The sequence below is a fragment of the Sorangium sp. So ce128 genome, from assembly GCF_051525245.1.
Classification (GTDB): domain Bacteria; phylum Myxococcota_A; class Polyangia; order Polyangiales; family Polyangiaceae; genus Sorangium; species Sorangium cellulosum_B.
This window is the reverse complement of the sequence record NZ_CP150313.1, coordinates 10,002,916-10,021,409: the sequence shown is the minus strand read 5'-3', so window position 1 is coordinate 10,021,409 and position 18,494 is coordinate 10,002,916. Positions and strand designations below refer to the sequence as shown.

Below are 18,494 nucleotides of genomic sequence, written 5' to 3'. Positions count from 1 at the left end.
GGACGAGGACTTCGCACCGCGTGTGGCGATGGCAAGCCGCTTGCATTGTTCCGTCCGGAACGCCGTCGCTGTCTCGCACCTGGGGACGACAAGAGACGGCGCGCCTTCTGGCCCATGCATCCGATGGGCTGTGCCGGCGCGCCCGGCCTCCGTGGCGGCTGCGTTTGTCCTTGGATCAGCTGGATTGGATCGAGGTGGTGAAATGACACAGGCATCGTGGAAGTTGATATCTAGATTTCTTGGTCTATCGCTGCTCGCCGCGGCCGGATGCACCGTCGAGGCGGTCGGGGCACCGGAGGAGCTCGACGAGGCGCCGCAGGCATCTGTCAGTCAAAAGCGGTTCGGCGCGTGGTGCCAGGAGACCTTCGAGAGCGGTTGGCAGGACGAGGTGATTGACGCGTGGGATCGCTGCTCCGCGTTCAACGACGAGCTCGACGATACCGATACCAAGGTCTTTTACCAGAACCTCCATGGTGCCAAGCCATACTGGGAGGGGGCGTCCGACCACGTTTTCACCGAAGACGTGGACCTCATGTTCGCCAATACCCACGGCGGCGGCTGGTTCAACTCCGCGGTCTACACGATGTGGGACAACGGCGATTTCGTGCACTCGACGGACCTGCGATGGGGGAACGAGGGGGTTGGCCTGAGCATCTTCGCCTCGTACGCCTGCGAGACCTTGAAATACTCGGATGACCGCACGTGGCAACGCTGGAACGTGGCGGTGAAGGGCGGGCTGCGCATCATCCTGGGTAGCCATGACGAAGTCTGGAACTCCGATACGACCGATGAAGTCGGAGAGGATTTCGCTGACAACATCCAGGGCGGCCAGTCCCTCAGGAACGCGTGGAAGGACGCGCTGAGCGACTGGTACTTCGATAACGACGCCGCTGCCGTCTCCTTCGGCAATAGCCTCGCGGACTGCGAGTCTCGTCGCGACGGCATGACGTGGAATAACTACACGTCTTTCCCGAGGCGAACGGACGGGGACGTGACCCACTGGTGCTACGTGGCCTGGGAAGATGTTTGATTGGCGCCGGCTGGTATAGAGGAGGAGCTACAGTGAATCGACAAATGATGAAAAGGTCAGTGGTCGCGGCCCTGGTCGCGTCAATCGCGGTGCTGTCGTCCGGCGCTCAAGCTCGTGAGAGCGCGTACCGGGCGGAGCTCGGGGCTCGTTCGCGCGCGAGCGGGCTCGGCGCCAAGACGGTGGAGTTGCTGCAGCGCCTGCCCGGCAGGGGCAATGCTGAAGCGGCGAGCCTCGTGACGTCCCGGCTGCGAGCGTCGGCCGGCGCCCTGCGGCTCGCGGAGGGGAGCGAGCGCCAGAGCGTCGACGGGAGCCGCCTGCAGGTCACCTCGACGAGCGGGTGGTCCATTCGAGTGAGGGAGGATGGCACCAGGGTGGAGTTCGACAACCGCGTTTATCTGGAGCAGGCGGCGGCGGGCAAAGTGGCGGTGAAGGACCGTATCCCGCACGAGGAGCTCGAGCAAATCGGCAAGAGCTTCATCTCGACGACGCTCGGGGGCCTGGTCACGACGAAGGCCGGCGAGGAGATGGTCCCGCTGAAGAGCGAGTACGAGGTCCACGGAGGCGGCGAGGGGGCGGGGCCCAAGCAGTACGAGAACGTCGTGGCCAACACCATCATCTTCGGGCGCACGGTGAACGGGATCGCCGTCCTCGGCGCCGGCTCGAAGATCGCGGTGACGTTCGCCAACGACCGCACCCCGGTGGCGTTCTCCTACGACTGGCCCGAGTACGCCGCGCTCGGCGAGCGGCAGGAGGTGCACGACATGTCGGTCATCAGCGAGCGCATGTCCGCCCTCGCGTCCATGCGCTTCGGAGCGTCGGAGGTCGAGATCAAGCGGTTCGAGTGCGGGTACTTCGATCGGGGAGCGAAGAGGAAGCGAGACGTGGCCGCGCCGATCCAGGCTGCATGCGTCGTGCACTACGTCGGCCGGCGGCAGGTCCAGGATGTCGCCGCGGACGGCGCGGCTCCGGAAAGCGGAGCCGTGGTCACGGCGATGTCCGACGCCATCCCGGTGGGGGTTCACGTGCTGGAGGACGCGGCCTGGCCTCACGCTCAGGCGCTCAGGAGATACGGGGACGTGTGCGCGGTCTCGGAGATCTCCGACGCCCTTCTCCCCGGCCAGTCTCCGCGTTAGGGTGACCTCATGAAGAGCGGGTGGACGGCGGCGGGTATGGTTGTCTATGGCTGTTTGGCCGGCTGCGGTGGCGCTGAAACGCCGCAGGGAGACTGGAAGCAGGTGCTTGCGTCGCTCGATGGCGAGTCGGCGACCTTCTCCCTCTCCTACAGGGCCGAGCCGCCGGACGGAGCGATCGTGCGCGCTGCCGTTCATCAGGGGGGGATCGACGCGCCGTGCAGCTTGTACTCTGGATCGGAGACCACCGAGGGGGACTTCTGGTATCTCTCCGTCACGGCGAACAGCGCGCGCTCCGGCGCCTTCAACATCGTCCCGCAGATGAGCGGAGGGGACGGCTTGCCTGAGCACCGGGACAGCGCGCTCGTGCGCTTGATCGAGGTGCGCGGCTGGGAGAAGAGGCGGGTCTACACGGCGATTTCGGGGACGGTCACGCTGGCGGACGTCCCGCTGGACCTGGAGGAATGGGCGGAGGGGCGGCCGATGGTGATGGACATCTCCGCCTCGTTCCCGGACCAGCCCATGCAGAGCCTCGGCTGCTCCGGGGGAGGGAGCGGCGACGGGAGCATGTCTGTCCATCAATGCCAGTGCGGCAGGGAAGACGGCACGACGGTCACCTGCACGTCGGATGTGCCAGGACAGGACTGCTGCCTGCGCGACGCCGGTTCGGGCGCGGGACCGCAGGTCCGGTTGAACGCGGTAACCCAGCAATGCCCACACATGTGCAGCTTCACTGATCCGGGGCTGGCCAGGCACTGCCGAGCGCTGAAGGATGGTAACTGAGAGTCGGGTGAACGTCAGGCCTTGGCGGACCGTCTTCGCTTGCTCCTCATGCCGGTGCTGCCAAGCGCTGAAGAAGACCATAACCACGCGTCAGGTGAGCATGAAAATTGGGTTGAGCGCCATTGCTTGCGTCTTGGTCGTCGGTTGCGGCGCGGGGCCGTCGGAGGGAGACGGCTCCGCGGGCGGGGCGAGCCGCTGCAATGGCAGATGTGAGCGCAGCATCTGGCCGAGGCTCATCCTCGGGATCAGCGGCTCGACGCCAGAGGCGGAGCCCGCCGTGGTCGTCCTGGCCGAGGGAGACCGCTCGGGGGAGCTCGACGTGCACCTGGGAGGGTGCCCGACGTCGCTCCCGGCGCGGTATCTCTGCTCGTACGGCATCGTGCCGAGCACGAAGGACAGCACCGTCACGCTGACCCTGACCCTGAAGGGCACCGGGGCCTCGGAGGAGGTCGTGATCGACCTCGCGGAGTATAACACCTGTGGTCGACAGATCAGCTATCTGCTGGTCGAGCACGACGGAGCTTCGCTGAAAGTCGGTGAGCCGACGCTGATATCCCCCTGTCAATCGATCCCCGAGTGAGCGCGTGCACCGACCAGCGCCGCCCCCGCGGGCGTGGCCGGTCCCGCCCGTGCCACGACCCCGAGCCTGGCGCCGTCCGACGCCCGTCGATGCCGCCCGAGCTCAGGTCGCCTGCGTGCGCGCGCTGAACCGCTCCGAAGCGCCTCCGGCTTCCCGTCACCCGCTGCGGCGGCGTGCGCGGATTGGCCCAGCCAGCACGGCGCACGAGCGCCGACCACCGCAGGCCGGTCATCGAGGCAAGGACGCCGGCGATCTCCACGAGAAACGTGGCCAAGTCGAGACTGGTTTCGGGCGGCATCCGTCCTGTTAGGATGCCCCCTGGGCGCCATCGCTGCGCGCCGTCAGGGAGTCCATGCACGTCATCGCGGTCGCGAGCCAGAAGGGCGGCGTCGGAAAGACCACGATTTCCCTCAACCTCGGGCTTGCCCTCGGGCGCGCGGGCAACCGCGCGTTGATCCTGGAGCTCGACGCTCAGGGGAGCCTCGGGCTGTCGCTGGGCCTCGCGGATCGCGCGCGGCCGGGCGTCGCGGAGCTGCTCACGGGCGCCGAGCGGCTCGAGTCGGTGCTGCTCCGGACGCGCGAGCCGCAGCTCCAGGTGCTCACCGTCGGCCGGGTCGATCCCACGACCGTCGCTGGCTTCGAGGACGCGCTCGCCCGCGGGCCCGTGCTCCCGAGCGTGCTCGCGCGGCTCTCGCCGGACTTCGACATCGTGGTCGTCGATTGCCCCGCGGGGCTCGGCAAGGTCACGACGCGGGCGCTCGAGGTGGCGACGCACGCGCTCCTGCCGCTCCAGGCCGAGCCGCTCGCGCTCCGATCGGTCGGCCAGCTGCTCGCGGTGATCGATCGCGTCCGCGCCGAGAAGAACCCGCACCTGTCGCTGCTCGGCATGGTGCTGTCGATGTTCGACCGGCAGGCGTCCGCGTCGCTCGACGTCGCCGAGACGCTCTGGACGAAGTTCCCCGACGGGATCATCCTCGACACGGTCATCCCGCGCGACGAGGCGTTCCTCGAGGCGTCTCTCCGCGGGGCGCCGCTCCTGCTCATGCAGAAGCGCCCTCCGCCGCTCGCGCGCGTCTTCGATCAGCTCGCGAACGACGTGCTGGTTCGCCTGGACCCCACCTCGCCGGACGATGACGATGGCCCGATCTCGCTCCTCCTTTGATGTCGACGGCGCCGTCGTCACCGCGGCGGCGCTGGTCAAGCGGTCGAGGTCGCGGAGGCCGCGGGCGGCGTCGGTCGCGCCCGCGGCCGAGCCGCTCGTGTCGTTCGAGTCCCGGCCGCCGTCCTCGCGGGCGGAGCCGGAGCCGACGTCCTCGTCGCCGCTCTCGCCGTCGTTCGAGGAGCTCGCGCCCTCGAGCGACCTCCTGCCCCTGTCGGGCGCGGGCGTGGGCGGCGAGCTCGGGCTCCGGGGCGCGCTGCCCTCGTCGGCCGACGACGTCGACTCGCGGCGCGGCTCGCCGCTCGACCTGCGGCCTCTGGGCTCGCCGCCCTCGTTCGCGGCGGCGCGCGAGCCCCTCGAGGAGCGGCTCGACGGCGCCATCGAGGCGCTCTCGGCGGGCCGCGCGCCGCGCTTCCCGGACCTCGCCGCGGCGGGCGGGCCGGTCGCCCGCTGCGAGCGGGTGATCGAGTGGATCGCCGAGGCGACGGGCGCCACGGACGTGTTCCTCGCGGACGCGGCCGGGCTCCCGTTCGCCGGCGCGATCCGCGACACGGAGGCGAGGCTCGCCGCCTCGGGCCTCATCGCGTCGGCGATCGGCTCGCTCGTCGCGGCGCTGCCCGGCGCCCCGTCGCAGCGCTTCGAGCTCTGCGTCGGCGACGGGCCGTTCTTCCAGCTCATCGGGTTCCAGGTGCGCTCCGCCGCGTACATCGTCGGCCTGATGCGCCCGGGCCCGCTCACGCCGCGCGAGGCGCACGCCGTCCGGATCGCGTGCCGGCACGCGATCGACGCCGCTGTCGGGGTCGTCGGGTGAGCGCGGAGCACGGCGAGCCCTCGTTCGGTCGTGGCGTCGCGGCCGGCGCGGGCGCGCTGGACGACGACGACCCGCTCGCGCCGATCGCGCTCGACGGCATCGGCTACGGCGTCGGCGGCCTCGACGCCATCGTCGTGTTCCACCTCGGCGACGCGCGCGTCCACGCCGTGTTCGTCCGCGAGGGCGCGGCCCTCTCTCCGAGCGACGTGGCCGCGGGGCTGCGCGACGCGTACCTCGGGAGCCAGCTCGCCGCGCAGCGGCTCGTCCCGGAGCGGGAGGGCTCGATCCGCCCCGCCCGCAGCCGCGGCGCGCGGTCGTCGAGCAAGCCGCCGCGCTCGCAGGGCCGCGCGGAGGAGCTCCCGGACCCCGTGGTCACGCTCGAGCTGAGCGGCCGGACCGTCCTCCTGCGCCGCGTCCGCGCGTGCGTCGTCGCGAGCCTGTTCGACGGCACGATGCCGCTCGGCATGGCGCGGCTCGTGGCGCAGCGGCTCGCCGCGACGCTCGCGCCCGAGCTGCCGCTCGAGGAGCCGCCCGAGGAGATGCTGAGCGACCCCTCGGGGCTCTTCGAGGAGCCGCTCAGCGCGGACACGGTGGACGATCTCGTGCGGGGCGTCGCGCGCTCGGCGCCGCCGAGGGGCTCGTCCAGCATCCCGTCGCGCCGGACGGGCGGGACGCCGCCGCCCGTCGATCCGCCGTCGGCCGAGGTCGCGCGGATCCAGCGGCTGCTCGCGCTGCTCGAGGCGCGCGCGCCGGAGCCTCACGTGGCGCGGCTCCGGCTCGCCCTGCGCGCCGGGCTGACGCCGCTCGCGCTCGAGCACCCCGACGGGCTCGGCGCGGAGGCGATGGTGCTCGTCGAGACGGCGGTCGCGGACATCCTCGGCCTGGAGCGCGCCGCGCTGCGGAGGCTCCTGTGACGGCGCTCCGGCACGGCCTGCGGGGCCGCATCGACGGCCCGCTCGGCGATCTGGTCGGCCCGATCGTCCCGCACGGGCTGCTCCACGTGGCGGATCAGCTGGTGATCACGCACTCCCACCACTTCGCGCTCTTCCTGGAGCAGACGATCTTCGACGCGCTCGGCGGGGAGAGCCGCGGCGTGCGCCGGCAGGCGGCGTTCGAGGCGGCGCACGCGCTGCTCGGGCCGCTGTACGAGGACCGCCACGGGGCGTCGCCGCGGGAGAAGCTCGAGCTCGCGGGCGAGCTGTTCGCCGCGATGGGGCAGGGGCGTCTGCGGTTCGAGGTGAGCGCGGAGGGCGGCGCGGTGCACGCGGACTCGCTCTTCCACGGGACGAGCTTCCTCGCGAAGTACGGCGGTCGGATCCAGAACCGGCTGGCGGTGGACGCGTTCGCCTCGGGCTACTGCGCGGCCGCGGCGAGCCTCGCGTTCCCGTCCGACTGGGGGCGGCTCGACGCCGACGAGGTGACGTGCGTCGCGCGGGGTGACGCGACTTGCACCTTCCTGCTGACGAGGCGGTCGGAGCGGCCGCGCTTCGGCGAGGCGCTGACGCGCAAGCAGATCGAGTCGGCGCGGGTGCGCTGGGAGCCCGAGGGCGGGCCGCTCTCGCGGGCGCAGCGCGTCGAGGGCGCGATGCTCGAGGAGCTCGGGGCGCTGCGGTCCGACGAGCGCGGGCTCATCTCGGCGTACGGGGTGAACCTGGCGCTCTTGCCGGTGGGGTACATCGATCAGAAGACGTTCGACACGGTGCACCTCATCGAGCGGCGGTCTCCCGAGCTGGTCCCGGGGTTCGAGGCGCTCGTGCGGGAGGCGGCGCAGACGGGCGCGTTCCACCTGCTCGGGGGGATGCTCTCGTCCTCGTCGTTCGAGGCGGCGTGCGGTCCGGTGGGCAGGGATCAGCACGAGCGCCTGGAGCAGCTGCTCGGGCTCGCCCGCGCGCTCGGCTGGGGGGCGCTCTCCGCGCCGGAGTTCCAGCCGGGCCGGGCGCTCGTGCTGCGGGCGCCGATCACGCACGAGAGCGCGTATTACGCCATGAAGCACGGGCCCACGGCGCGGGGGCGGCTCCTGTTTCAACAGGGGACGGCGCTCGCGATCATGCAGCTCCTGCACCGCGTCGATTTCGGGACGGTGCGGCCGATCGACGCCGAGACCTATGGCGGGCTGTTCAAGATGGGGACGCGGTTTCGCGTGCAAGAGACGAAGTCGCCGCTCAGGGGCGATGGCGCGTGCGAGGTGCGGGTGGAGGCGGTCGAGGACAGGTGGTGACGATCTCGTTCGCCCGCGAGCAAAACGAAGCCTGAGGTTTTGAACGGCGAGCTCTCCGGGAGGGCCGGCGCACCAGCGGGAGGCCTGCCGATATGCTACTAGGTGCGGCCTATGCCAGGACTTGTATTCCCCTCAGGCTCGTTTGTCGCTTATCTCTTTGATTGCGACGGGACGATCGCGGACTCCATGCCGGTCCATTACCAGGCGTGGCTCGAGGCGCTCGCCCCGCATGGGTGCGAGTTCTCCGGCGAAGATTTCTACGGCTGGGCGGGTATGCCGACCGACCGGATCGTCGAGTGCCTGAACGGGAAGTACGGGCTGCGGATGCCGGTGGCCGAGGTCTTCGCGGCGAAGGAAGCGGCGTACCACCGCCTGATACCGACGGTGCGAGGCGTGCCTGAGGTCGTCGCCGCGCTCCGCGACGCTCCTCCGCGCGTGAAGCGCGCCGTCGTCTCGGGGAGCCCACGGGCGTCGGTGGAACGGACGCTGGAGTTCCTGGGCCTCCGCGGGTACATCGACGTGGTCGTCGCGGCGGAGGATTACGCGCGGCCCAAGCCGGCGCCCGACCCGTTCCTCGAGGCGGCGAAGCGCCTGGGCGTCGAGCCCGCGCGGTGCCTGGTCTTCGAGGACGCCGCGCTGGGGATCCAGTCCGCGCAGGCGGCGGGCATGCCGTGGGTGTTCGTCGATCCCCGGGCGCTCGCCGCCGAGCGTGGGTGAGTGGGGCGGAGAGGGCCGGCGGGGGATACCTCGCCTGGCTCGCGTGGAGGCCGCGCGTCAGTGGGCCGCCGCGCGCCGCTCGGGCCGCGCGTTCCACACCCGCGTCGCCAGCGCGAAGCCGACGAGCGCGACCGGGAGCATGGCCGCGGGCCATGGCATCCAGTTCCCCGGGTCCTTCGCCGCGTCGCCCGAGGGCAGGATGCTCCCGTAAAGGAACGATTGCGCCGCGGTGCCCAGGTAGACGAAGCCGTCGATGATGCCAGTCGCGACGCCGGCGTTCTTCCTCCCGCCGAAATCCATGCTCGCGGTTCCGGACAGCATGCCGTGGACGCCGATCACGCAGAGGGACATGAACACGACGGTCCACCCGGCGATGGGGAAGCTCAGCGTGAAGAGGACGATGACCGCGCCGAGCACGAGGCCTGCATACAGCACCGAGGCCACCGGGCCCCGGCGCGAATCGAATACATGATCGGAGATGAAGCCGGCGAACACGCCGCCCAGGATGCCGGCGATGCAGAGGAGCACGCCCCAGTGCGCCGACACGAAGCCCTTGAGCCCGGTCTTGTCGGCGAAGACGAGGTACCACTTCATGACGGCGTTGCGGAGGAAGCCGCTGCAGAACTCGATGGCGACGATGATCCAGATGACCCGCTGCGAGAACATGCGCCGTGCGACCGCGATTGCCCCCAGGCGCCCGCCGGTGTCGCCCGAGGACGCGTCAGCTGTGTCGAAGTCCTGGAACCCCGCCTGGCCCGGCGTGTCGCGGATGAGGAAGACGTCGAGCACCAGAAAGCCGAGCAGCAGCAGGGCGGGGACGTGGAACACCCACGGCATCGGCAGGTGCCTGGCGACGAATCGACTCCAGTCGTAGGCGAAATAGAGCCCGAGCGAGATCAGGATACCAAAGACGCCGCCGAGCATCCCGCGCTCGCGGACGTGGAACCAGGGCGCGTTGACCTTGACGATGGATACGGCGCCGAAGCTCTGGAAGTACATGTTGGCGGAGAAGAGCACCGTCATCGCGGTGATGGCGGCGCTGTGGTCGAGCCGCCCTTCCTGGGCGAGGCGGACGGCCACGCCCATCAGGACGTTCATGAGCGCGGATCCGCCCGCGGCGATCAGGATGGTAACGCGCCCGCCCCAGCGGTCGGTGAGCGGCCCGTTCAGCAGGAAGGCGACCCCGTAAACGGCCGAGCCCCAGCCGTCGATGTTCCCGAACTCGCGCTTGCTGAGGAGGTGCAGCGCGTCGAGCTCCGGCGCGTTGGCGGAGAGGTTGTACCGCCCCATGTAGAGGAAGGCGTACGTGAGCCCGAGCGGAAACCAGTTGAAGAACCGCCGGCGCCGGAACTCCTCCGAGTGCCCGAGATCGATCTTCGGCAGCCGCCGCATGACGACCGCGATGGCCGCGAGCAGGAGCAGGATCGGCAGCAGCTGATTGAGCCACACGGGCATGGACGCCCTTCGACGATAACGGCCCCCCGCACGAGCGGCCATGCCTTCGCGCTTCCCCCGCGCGCCCGCTCGCTCGAACTCCGTCCGTGAGGTCGAAGCGCGTGCAGTGACGTGTTGCTGTCCTGAGAGCTACCCGCGAGAGCCGCGGTCAGCTGCCGTGAGGCAGCCCCGGAGATCTCCAGGGGGCCCCTTCCGAGGCCCCTCCAGGATCACCCCCCGCGCCCGCGGAAGATCGCGTGGCGGAAGAAGTTGATCTGGCTCTTGGCGAACTCCTTCGCCGCGTCCAGCCGGTCCCCTTCACGCGACGAGCTGCGGATCAGCAGCTCCCCGTTCTCGTAGAGCTCCCGCGTCTTGCTCCGCTGGAGCTTCCCGCTCGAGGTCTTCGGCAGGATGCCCGCCCCGACCGCCACCACGTCATCGACGGTGAGCCCCATGGCCTGCTGGACGACGCGGCGCACCTCGCCCTTCAGCGCCTGCTTCTCCTGCTCGTCCGACGCCGGGGTCTCGAAGACGATGACCACGCGCTCGCGGTCGTTGTGCGGCTTCATCGTCCCGAACGCGATCACGTTGCCCTTGCGGACCCCGGAGACGCGGCTCGCCTCCCACTCGAGATCCTGCGGGTAGTAGTTGCGCCCGTTGACGATGATGACCTCCTTCGAGCGCCCGCAGATATAGACCTTGCCCTCCGCGAGGTACCCGAGATCGCCGGTCCGCAGCCAGCCGCCCGCGAACGCCTCCTTCGTGAGATCCGGGTCGTTGAAATAGCCCGGCATCACGCTCGGGCCCCGCAGCCGGAGCTCGCCGACCTCGCGATCGCCGAGCGGGCGGGCGCTCTCCGCGTCGTCCGACGCGAAGACCGCGATCTCGTGCCCCTCGAACGCCGACCCGCACTGCACGAGCGACGACGCGCCCTCGCCGTCGGCCGGGACGGGCGTCGCCTTGCCCTCCTTCCAGAGCGTCTCGCCGTCCACCGCGTCGGTCTGCAGCCCGGCCCCGAGCGCGCTGAACGACACCGCCAGCGTGCTCTCGGCCATCCCGTACGAGCAGACGAACGCCTTCTCGTCGAACCCGACCGGCGCGAACTTCTCGGCGAACGCGCGCAGGTTGTCGGCCCGGATCGGCTCGGCGCCGCACCCGGCGACCCGCCACGTCGAGAGATCCAGCCCCGCCATCTCCTGCTCTCGGATCCGCTTCACGCAGAGCGCATAGGCGAAGTTCGGGCCGAACGACACGTTGCCCCGGTGGCGCGTGATCGTCTCCAGCCAGCGCACCGGGCGCTTCAGGAACAGGAGCGGCGGCAGGAACGTGATCGTGTTGACGTAGTAGAGCGGCGCGATCACGAAGCCGATGAGCCCCATGTCGTGGTAGAGCGGCAGCCACGACACGCCGGTGTCGACGGACTCGCGCACCGCCAGGCCGAGATCCACGATCGCCCGCACGTTGGACGCCAGGTTCGCGTGCGTGAGCACCACGCCCTTCGGGCGCGACGTCGAGCCGCTCGTGAACTGGAGGAAGCACACGTCGTCGAGCTCGACCTTGACCGGCTTGAGCTCCTCGCGGGCGCCCCGGAGGCCCTCCACCGCCACGATCTGCTCGAGCGCCGGCGCCTGCGCCTGGATCGTGCCGAGCATCCGCTTGATCTCGGCGCTCGTGAGCAGCACCTTGGCGCCGCTCTTCGCGACGATGTGCAGCGTGTTCTCGAGGTAGCCGGTCAGCTTGCCGAGGCCGGTCGGCGGGTAGATGGGCACCGGGATGACGCCCGCGCGGATCGCGCCCAGGAAGGCGAAGATGAAATCGGCGTTGTCCGGCAGGATCAACGCGACGCGATCGCCCTTCTGGAGCCCGAGCGCCTGGAGCGCGCCGCCGAAGCGCGCGCTGGCCCGCTCGACGCCCCCGTGCGTGAAGAACGGCTCGTTCTCGCTGGACTCCTCGATGAAGCGATAGCCCGTCTTCGTGCTTGCCGCTGCGTCCTCGATCGCCTGCGCGACCGTCCGCGGTTTCCAAACAGCCGTCATCCCGAGAGCCTTCCTTCGTTCTTGAGCCGGAGCTCGATGGCCTTGACGACGTCGGCGACCGTGTCGACCTCGCGCAACATGTCGTCGGGGATCGAGAGGTCGAACTTATCCTCCATATCCGCGACGATCTCCATCACTCCCAGCGAGTCGAGGCTGAGGTCGGCGACGAGGTGGCTCGACTCCTCGATCTTTACCTCGCCGGCCGTGTGTCCTTCCAGGAGCTGGATGATCTCTGCCCGCAACGTCTCCCGTGTCCACGTCATCCTACGTTCCTACCCCAACTGCGGCGTGGCGAGGAGGGGCTTGCTCGGCCGCAAGGCCGCGGGATTTCGGCGTCGTACCCCCTGACCCGACGATCGCGCGTGCATCAGGGACGGGCGGCGTCGACGATCTCGCGCAGCCGACTGAGCCCCTCGAGCGCCCGCGCGCCGTACCACATGAGGTCCTTGCCGTCGCACCTGATCACGTGGCCACGGCGGGCAGCGGGGATGTCGAGGGAGCGAAATATTGCCGCGTCGGCGTCGGTGAAGGCGTGCGGCTCATCGGGCAGCAGGACGAGCTCCGGGGCGCGGGCGATCACCTCGTCGAGGGTCACGCGGGGGTAGCGGAGGTCGCGGCCCTGGACGCGCTCGGGGGGCAGCGGCGGCGCCTTGCCCAGGTCGGCCGCGAGCGGGTAGCGCCGGGGCCGATCCTCGAAGACGTTCTGCGCGCCCACGAGATCGAGCACGTCGGAGAGGAACGTGTCGCCGTGGACGGTCATCAGCGGGTCCATCCAGATCGGGACGAAGGCGCGGATCGGCGGGCGCTCGCGGCGCCGCGCCTCGGCCGCGGCGTGGGCGCGGTAGGCGGCCGCGACCTGCTCGCGCGCCGCGGCCGGCGGCGGCTGGCCCGGGGCGCCGTGCTCCACGTTCGCCGAGGGCGCGGGCGCGCCGGGCCTCGCCGCGGCGTGCCCGAGCAGGCGCGCCAGCCGGGCGAGGTGCGCCACGCCGTCGGCGACCCGCTTCGGGAACGAGACGAGCACCCGGAGCCCCGCGGCGTCGAGGCGCTCGATGTCGCGCTTGCTGTTCTCCTCCTGGTTCGCGACGACGACGTCGGGGTCGAGCGCGGCGATGCGGTCGACGTCGGCGTCCTTCGTGCCGCCGACGAGCTCGATGCCCTCGACGTCCCCGGCGGGCGCGACGCAGTAGCGGGTGCGGCCGACGAGCCGATCCCGGGCGCCGAGCCGGAGGAGCGAGTAGGTGTCGCTCGGCACGAGCGAGACGATGCGCCCCGGAGGGGAGCGCCACTCGTGCTTGCGCCCCCGGTCGTCGACGATGCGGATGAACGACCCGGCAAAGGCCGGTCCCCAGCCTGCGCTGAACGCCATGCGCCGGATGTAGCCCGCCGCCGCGCGCGCTGCACGTGAACTGACGTGGACTGACGTGAACTGACGTGAACTGACGTGGACTGCGCCGCGCCTGAGCTGCGCGCCCCAGGGCCTGAACAGCGCCGCGTCCACTTAGTTGGCCCGCCCGGGCGAAGTCTGCGACGACGGCTCGTGCAGATCGATCGCCTCGATGTGCGTCGCGGAGGCACGCTCCCGTACCCGCCTTCCGGCCTGCCCGCTCTCCCCCTCGGCGCCGCGCGCGAGGACACTCCCCGCCGCCGCGCGGCGCCCCGCGGGGGGCGGCTGCTGCCGTGCCAGATCGGCCGCTACACGCTGTTCGATCACATCGGCCAGGGAGGGATGGCCGATCTCTACCTGGCCCGGGTGCGCACGGACCTCGGCGCCGCGCGCCTCGTCGCCATCAAGGAGGTCGCCCCGAGGTTCGCGCACGACCCGCGCTTCGTCGAGATGCTCGCGAGCGAGGCCAGGCTCGCGGCGGGGCTGCGCCACGCGTCCATCGTGCAGGTCGAGGACCTCTGCCGCGAGGACGGCTCGCTCTTCATCGCGATGGAGTACGTCGAGGGCCTCGACCTGCGCGAGCTGCTCCGCCGCTGCGCGCGCCAGAAGGTGAAGTTCCCGGTCGCGTTCTCGCTGCTGATCATCGCCGAGGCGCTCCAGGCGCTCGCGTACGCCCACCGGAAGGGCGTCGTGCACCGCGACGTCTCGCCGTCGAACGTGCTCCTGAGCTTCGAGGGCGAGATCAAGCTCTGCGACTTCGGCATCGCCCGCGCGCACGAGCGCTGCGGAGCCATGGACGAGGCGCTGCAGGGCAAGGCCGGCTACATGAGCCCCGAGCAGGCCCGGGGCGAGGCGCTCGACGCGCGATCCGACGTCTTCGCGGCGGGCATCCTGCTCTGGGAGCTGCTCGCCGGCCGGCGGATGTACAGCGCGAGCCCCGGCGCCGCGCTCTCCAAGGAGGCGGCGCGGGGCGATCTGCTCGAGCTCGCGCGGCGCGCGTCGATCCCGCCGCTCGTGGAGCGCGGGCTCCCCGACGAGGCGGCGCTCCACGCGATCGTGGCGCGGGCGCTCGCGGTCGCGCCCGACGAGCGCTACCCGAGCGCGGCGGCGATGCTCCAGGACATCGCCGCCTACGCGGCGGCGGCCGAGCTGACGGCGAGCCCGCTGCGCTTCGGGGCGTGGCTGCGCGACAACTTCGGTGCGGAGCTGGTCGCGCCCCGCCGGGCGCGCGAGCGCGCTGTGCGCGCGCTGGAGCTCGGTCCGCCTGCGGTGATCGAGCCGATCGCGGCCGTGGCCATCGCGCCGAGCGCGAGGGAGGCCGTCACGCCGAGCGCGATGGACATCGGCGCGCAGGGCGCGATGGCGATGGCAGCGCCGCAGGCGATGGCGATGGCAGCGCCGCCGGCGATGGAGGCCGCCGCGCTGCCCGCGAGGGCGGCCGGCGCGCAGGGCGCAGAGCCCGCCGCGCTGGCCCTGGCCGAGCCGCCGCCCCGGGCCAGGGCGCAGCCTCCGCTCGCTTGCCCGCAGCAGCGCCGGCTCGTGCCATGGCTCGTGCACTGCGCGCTGCTGTTCGCCCTCGCCGCGCTCGTCATCGCGGGCTGCTATCTCGCGGCGCGCTAGCGCCCGCTCGGTCGAGGAGAACGTCGTATCTCGCGCCCGTCCGGCGCGCCGGCGCCCGTCGCCGTCAGCCCGCGTCGGCGATCGGCGCTTCGGGCACGGGCACCTGCATCTCCGGCCTCCGCTCGCACGCGTCGTTGCCGATGCCGACGCCGTAGCGGTAGATGAGCTCTCCGCCGAGCCAGCCGCTTGCCCCCGCGAGGCCGAACCCCGCGGTCGACAGAGCGATCCCGAGCGGCCGCAGCCCGATCGCCCGGGAGGCGAGCGAGGCGCCGTACAGGCCGGCGATCGCGAGGTTCACGGCGCCGTGGACGAAGCCGATCCGCTTCGCGGGGCCGAGGGTGGTGCTCCAGTCGGCGAGCCCGGCGAAGGTGGCCACGAGCGCCCCGCCGAGGCCGATGGCCGCGGTCGCGTCCGCTCCCCGATGGAGACGACGCCGCCTGCGGCCGATGCCGGCGAGATCGAGCACCAGCGCGCAGGACCAGGCGCCGATGGGGATGGTCACCAGCACCGGGTGCAAGGGGTGCCCGAGGAACTTGCCATGCAGCACCTTGGCGACCGTGGGCGCTCGCCTCAGGACGGATTGGATGCCGCGCTGAAGCGGGTCGGCGATCCGGTCGATCCAGTCCTGCTCCTCGATTCCCCCCAAGACTGCGGTTCCGATCATGTTCCCCCTCCTCCGAGGCGCGTGGCTGCGCGGATTTCCAGCGCATGGCGCCCGCCCCGCCGACCGTCCAGCGGTGAACCCCTGACCGGATCCCGAGCAATCGGCGGACCTCGCGGGAGCGGGTCCGGCGTTCCCACCCCCTCCCGCGGCGCGTGCCTCTGTGATGCTCGAGCAGGCCGCTCAGTTCGCTTCTGCAATGGTGCTCTGCCGAAATTTCAGGTTCGAAACCAGCGAGCGCCCCATCTGAAGTGAAATACGTTCGAATCGCGAATCCCGCGGATGGCATGGACGGTGCTCTATGTCCGGCCAGCGCTGCCGGCGCGGCCTTCCCCCCCCCGAGGCCCCGGCGGCGCTTTTTTTTTGGAGTCTTTCCTTTGCGGGCCCGGCGCGGCGCCCGCGCGCACGCCCTGCGTTCCTCGTCCTGGGCGGCGTTCTCTGGTATCTCGCCCGTGCCGCGCCACGCGCGGCCCTCCGGAGCGATGCCCCTCCTCGCCGATGTCGCGGTGCCCGTCCCGCTCTCGCAGGCCTTCACCTACGAGGTCCCTGCCGCGCTCGCCGGCGAGGTCCGACCGGGGGCGCGCGTCCTCTGCGAGTTCCATCGGCGCAAGCTGCTCGGCGTGGTGCTCGCCGTCAGCGAGCGCAGCGCGGCCATCGATCCGTCCAAGATCAAGCCGCTCGCGGCGCTCGTCGACGCGCGTCCGGCGCTGCCAGCGGAGCTGCTCGCCTTCCTGCAGGAGCTCGCCGCCTACTACTTCGCGCCGATCGGCGAGGTGCTCCGCCTCGCGCTGCCGGCGATCGAGCGCGAGCAGGTGCGCGCGCTCAAGGCCCAGGGGGAGCTCGACGGCGTCCTCGACCTCGGCCGCGCCAAGCAGGTCGGCGGCCGCAAGGTCGCGTACGCGAGCGCGACCGACGTCGTCGAGGAGCCCGGCACGCTCCGCGGGCAGGCCGCGGCGGTGCTCGCGCTGCTCCGGGCGAACGGCGAGCAGCCGGTCGCGCGGATCGAGGAGCGCTTCGGCAACGCGCGCAGCGCCCTGAAGAAGCTCGCCGAGCGCAACCTCGTCGCCTTGGACGAGCGCGAGCCGCCGCGCGACCCGTTCTTCCGCCGCGCCGAGGAGCGCGACGTGCCCCCCGAGCTCAACGCGGCGCAGGCCGAGGCCGCGGCGCGCATCGACGCGGCGCTCGCGGCGCTCGCGCCGTCCGGGGGAGGGGAGCACCCTGCGATCGCCCAGCAGGAGCCGCGGCCCGCCGGGCAGGAGCCGCGGCCCGTCGGGCAGGAGCCGCGGCCGAGCGCGTTCCTCCTCTTCGGCGTGACCGGCTCCGGCAAGACCGAGGTGTACCTGCGCGCCATCAAGAGCTGCCTCGACCGGGGCCGCGGCGCGCTCGTCATGGTGCCGGAGATCGCCCTCACCCCGCAGCTCGTCGCGCGCTTCCGCGCCCGCTTCGGCGACGAGCTCGCCGTGCTGCACAGCGGGCTGAGCGACGCCGATCGCCACGCGATGTGGGCGAGCCTCCACGTCGGCAAGGTGCGCGTCGCCATCGGGGCGCGCTCCGCGCTGTTCGCGCCGGTGCCGGACCTCGGCCTCATCCTCGTCGATGAGGAGCACGACGGCTCGTTCAAGCAGGAGGAGGGCGTGCGTTACCACGCGCGCGACATGGCGCTGCTCCGCGCCCACCGCGCGGGGGCGGTGTGCGTGCTCGGCTCCGCGACCCCTTCCATCGAGTCCGTCGCGCTGGTGCGCCGCGGCAAGCTCGCCGAGCTGCGCCTGCCGGACCGCGCGCACCGCGAGGCCAGCCTCCCCGAGGTCTCCCTCGTCGATCTCCGCCGCTTCCGCGCCGGCCCCTCGGGCGATCCGCTGATCTCCTTGCCGCTGCACCGCGCGCTCGAGAAGACGCTCGCGGCGAAGGAGCAGGCGATCCTCTTCCTGAACCGCCGCGGCTTCGCGCCGAGCGTCGTCTGCGGCTCGTGCGGGACGCTGACCACGTGCGACGCCTGCTCGGTCGCGCTGACGTACCACCGCGGGCGGCGCCGCGACGCGCGCCCGCCTTCGCCGGGCGGCGCGCCCGCGCCCGCGGCGCCGCTCGACGAGCGGCCGGAGGGGGGGCGGCTGCGCTGCCACTACTGCGACTATGCGGGGCCGCTGCCGGACCGCTGCGGCGCGTGCGGCGCGCGGAACCTGCTGCTCGAGGGGCTCGGCACCGAGCGGCTCGAGGCCACGATCGCCGGCTCGTTCCCGGAGGCGCGCGTGGCGCGCCTCGATCGCGACGTCGCCGGCAAGGATCGCTCGCAGGCGATCCTCGCGAGGATGCGCGAGGGCAAGATCGACATCCTGGTCGGCACGCAGATGGTCACGAAGGGCCATGACCTGCCCAACGTGACGCTGGTCGGCGTGGTGAACGCCGACGCCGCGCTCGGGCTGCCCGACTTCCGCGCGGCCGAGCGCGGCTTCCAGCTGCTCGTGCAGGTGGCCGGGCGCGCTGGGCGGCGCGACCGCCCCGGCCGTGTGCTCATCCAGACGCGCAACCCCGAGCACCCGGCCATCGCGTTCGCCGCGGCGCACGACGTGCCTGGCTTTCTCGAGCGGGAGATCCGCGACCGCGAGGAGGTGGGTTATCCGCCCGCCACGCGCCTCGCGCTGCTCCGGATCGACGCGGTCGACGAGAGCGTGGGGCGCGGCGCCGCGGCGAAGCTCGCGGCCCACGCCCGCACCTGCCCCGAGGGGGTCGCCCGGCGCGTCGAGGTGCTCGGCCCGTCGGCGGCGCCGATCGCGCGGCTGCGCGGGCGCTACCGGTTCCGGGTGCTCCTCCGGGCGCGCGAGCGCGGTCCGCTCCGGGGGGCGCTCGCGGCGCTGGCCGGGCTGATAAGGGATGGCCTTGACCGGAACGCCCGGGTGATCATCGACGTGGATCCGGTCGCCATGCTGTGACGGG

Annotated in this window: 16 protein-coding genes; 11 read left to right on the top strand and 5 right to left on the bottom strand. The window is 71.8% G+C overall.

Annotated features, from left to right (window positions below; translation table 11 throughout):
- The first annotated feature begins 202 nt into the window (after window positions 1-202).
- The 9 genes from WME82_RS38000 (at window position 203) to WME82_RS37960 (ending at window position 8,428) form a co-directional block, all read left to right on the top strand.
- Window positions 203-1,030, top strand: a complete 828-nt coding sequence (locus WME82_RS38000; RefSeq protein ID WP_438039326.1) for a DUF6345 domain-containing protein — start codon at window positions 203-205, stop codon at window positions 1,028-1,030.
- 44 nt (window positions 1,031-1,074) lie between these two features.
- Window positions 1,075-2,163: a hypothetical protein gene (locus tag WME82_RS37995; RefSeq protein ID WP_438039325.1), complete on the top strand. Its 1,089-nt coding sequence runs from the start codon at window positions 1,075-1,077 to the stop codon at window positions 2,161-2,163.
- A 9-nt stretch (window positions 2,164-2,172) separates the two neighbouring features.
- Window positions 2,173-2,943, top strand: a complete 771-nt coding sequence (locus tag WME82_RS37990; protein WP_438039324.1) for a hypothetical protein — start codon at window positions 2,173-2,175, stop codon at window positions 2,941-2,943.
- Window positions 2,944-3,043: 100 nt separating this feature from the next.
- Complete coding sequence (locus WME82_RS37985) at window positions 3,044-3,523, top strand: hypothetical protein (protein WP_438039323.1); 480 nt, start codon at window positions 3,044-3,046, stop codon at window positions 3,521-3,523.
- 352 nt (window positions 3,524-3,875) lie between these two features.
- Window positions 3,876-4,685 carry a ParA family protein gene (locus WME82_RS37980; RefSeq protein WP_437764501.1) on the top strand — a complete coding sequence of 270 codons (810 nt, stop codon included), beginning with the start codon at window positions 3,876-3,878 and terminating at the stop codon, window positions 4,683-4,685.
- A complete protein-coding gene (locus WME82_RS37975) occupies window positions 4,660-5,493 on the top strand; it encodes a hypothetical protein (RefSeq protein WP_438039322.1) in 834 nt (277 codons plus the stop codon). Before WME82_RS37980 ends, WME82_RS37975 begins: the two co-directional genes overlap by 26 nt.
- Window positions 5,490-6,407 carry a hypothetical protein gene (locus WME82_RS37970; RefSeq protein ID WP_438039321.1) on the top strand — a complete coding sequence of 306 codons (918 nt, stop codon included), beginning with the start codon at window positions 5,490-5,492 and terminating at the stop codon, window positions 6,405-6,407. The genes WME82_RS37975 and WME82_RS37970 overlap by 4 nt, the downstream gene beginning before the upstream one ends.
- Window positions 6,404-7,711, top strand: coding sequence for a hypothetical protein (locus WME82_RS37965; protein ID WP_438039320.1), 1,308 nt, complete (start codon window positions 6,404-6,406; stop codon window positions 7,709-7,711). Before WME82_RS37970 ends, WME82_RS37965 begins: the two co-directional genes overlap by 4 nt.
- Before the next feature lie 111 nt (window positions 7,712-7,822).
- Window positions 7,823-8,428, top strand: a complete 606-nt coding sequence (locus WME82_RS37960; RefSeq protein WP_438039319.1) for an HAD family hydrolase — start codon at window positions 7,823-7,825, stop codon at window positions 8,426-8,428.
- A 57-nt stretch (window positions 8,429-8,485) separates the two neighbouring features.
- Here the strand turns inward: WME82_RS37960 and WME82_RS37955 are convergent, their stop codons facing one another.
- The 4 genes from WME82_RS37955 to WME82_RS37940 all read right to left on the bottom strand — a co-directional run bounded on the left by WME82_RS37955 (window position 8,486) and on the right by WME82_RS37940 (window position 13,264).
- On the bottom strand, window positions 8,486-9,883 hold the full coding sequence (locus tag WME82_RS37955) for an MFS transporter (RefSeq protein ID WP_438039318.1): 1,398 nt from the start codon (window positions 9,881-9,883) through the stop codon (window positions 8,486-8,488).
- A gap of 209 nt (window positions 9,884-10,092) precedes the next feature.
- Window positions 10,093-11,898: a fatty acyl-AMP ligase gene (locus WME82_RS37950; RefSeq protein ID WP_438039317.1), complete on the bottom strand. Its 1,806-nt coding sequence runs from the start codon at window positions 11,896-11,898 to the stop codon at window positions 10,093-10,095.
- On the bottom strand, window positions 11,895-12,161 hold the full coding sequence (locus tag WME82_RS37945; protein ID WP_012239660.1) for an acyl carrier protein: 267 nt from the start codon (window positions 12,159-12,161) through the stop codon (window positions 11,895-11,897). The genes WME82_RS37950 and WME82_RS37945 overlap by 4 nt, the downstream gene beginning before the upstream one ends.
- 104 nt (window positions 12,162-12,265) lie before the next feature.
- Complete coding sequence (locus WME82_RS37940) at window positions 12,266-13,264, bottom strand: helical backbone metal receptor (protein ID WP_438039316.1); 999 nt, start codon at window positions 13,262-13,264, stop codon at window positions 12,266-12,268.
- A gap of 171 nt (window positions 13,265-13,435) precedes the next feature.
- On the opposite strand from WME82_RS37940, the gene WME82_RS37935 reads away from it, so the two are divergent.
- Window positions 13,436-14,902, top strand: a complete 1,467-nt coding sequence (locus WME82_RS37935) for a serine/threonine-protein kinase (protein ID WP_438039315.1) — start codon at window positions 13,436-13,438, stop codon at window positions 14,900-14,902.
- 64 nt (window positions 14,903-14,966) lie between these two features.
- Here the strand turns inward: WME82_RS37935 and WME82_RS37930 are convergent, their stop codons facing one another.
- Window positions 14,967-15,566, bottom strand: a complete 600-nt coding sequence (locus WME82_RS37930) for a DUF2231 domain-containing protein (RefSeq protein WP_438039314.1) — start codon at window positions 15,564-15,566, stop codon at window positions 14,967-14,969.
- A gap of 479 nt (window positions 15,567-16,045) precedes the next feature.
- Between WME82_RS37930 and priA the strand changes: the two genes are divergently transcribed.
- A complete protein-coding gene (gene priA / locus WME82_RS37925) occupies window positions 16,046-18,490 on the top strand; it encodes a replication restart helicase PriA (protein WP_438039313.1) in 2,445 nt (814 codons plus the stop codon).
- The last annotated feature ends 4 nt before the right edge of the window (window positions 18,491-18,494 follow it).

Bases quoted from the DNA above. Each gene is read 5' to 3' on its own strand.
- WME82_RS37960 (WP_438039319.1), top strand. From the start codon at position 7,823: ATGCCAGGACTTGTATTCCCCTCAGGCTCGTTTGTCGCTTATCTCTTT.
- WME82_RS37985 (WP_438039323.1), top strand. From the start codon at position 3,044: ATGAAAATTGGGTTGAGCGCCATTGCTTGCGTCTTGGTCGTCGGTTGC.
- WME82_RS37975 (WP_438039322.1), top strand. From the start codon at position 4,660: ATGGCCCGATCTCGCTCCTCCTTTGATGTCGACGGCGCCGTCGTCACC.
- WME82_RS37945 (WP_012239660.1), bottom strand. From the start codon at position 12,161: ATGACGTGGACACGGGAGACGTTGCGGGCAGAGATCATCCAGCTCCTG.
- WME82_RS37980 (WP_437764501.1), top strand. From the start codon at position 3,876: ATGCACGTCATCGCGGTCGCGAGCCAGAAGGGCGGCGTCGGAAAGACC.
- WME82_RS37995 (WP_438039325.1), top strand. From the start codon at position 1,075: ATGATGAAAAGGTCAGTGGTCGCGGCCCTGGTCGCGTCAATCGCGGTG.
- WME82_RS37940 (WP_438039316.1), bottom strand. From the start codon at position 13,264: ATGGCGTTCAGCGCAGGCTGGGGACCGGCCTTTGCCGGGTCGTTCATC.
- priA (WP_438039313.1), top strand. From the start codon at position 16,046: ATGCCCCTCCTCGCCGATGTCGCGGTGCCCGTCCCGCTCTCGCAGGCC.
- WME82_RS37950 (WP_438039317.1), bottom strand. From the start codon at position 11,898: ATGACGGCTGTTTGGAAACCGCGGACGGTCGCGCAGGCGATCGAGGAC.
- WME82_RS37955 (WP_438039318.1), bottom strand. From the start codon at position 9,883: ATGCCCGTGTGGCTCAATCAGCTGCTGCCGATCCTGCTCCTGCTCGCG.
- WME82_RS38000 (WP_438039326.1), top strand. From the start codon at position 203: ATGACACAGGCATCGTGGAAGTTGATATCTAGATTTCTTGGTCTATCG.
- WME82_RS37990 (WP_438039324.1), top strand. From the start codon at position 2,173: ATGAAGAGCGGGTGGACGGCGGCGGGTATGGTTGTCTATGGCTGTTTG.
- WME82_RS37930 (WP_438039314.1), bottom strand. From the start codon at position 15,566: ATGATCGGAACCGCAGTCTTGGGGGGAATCGAGGAGCAGGACTGGATC.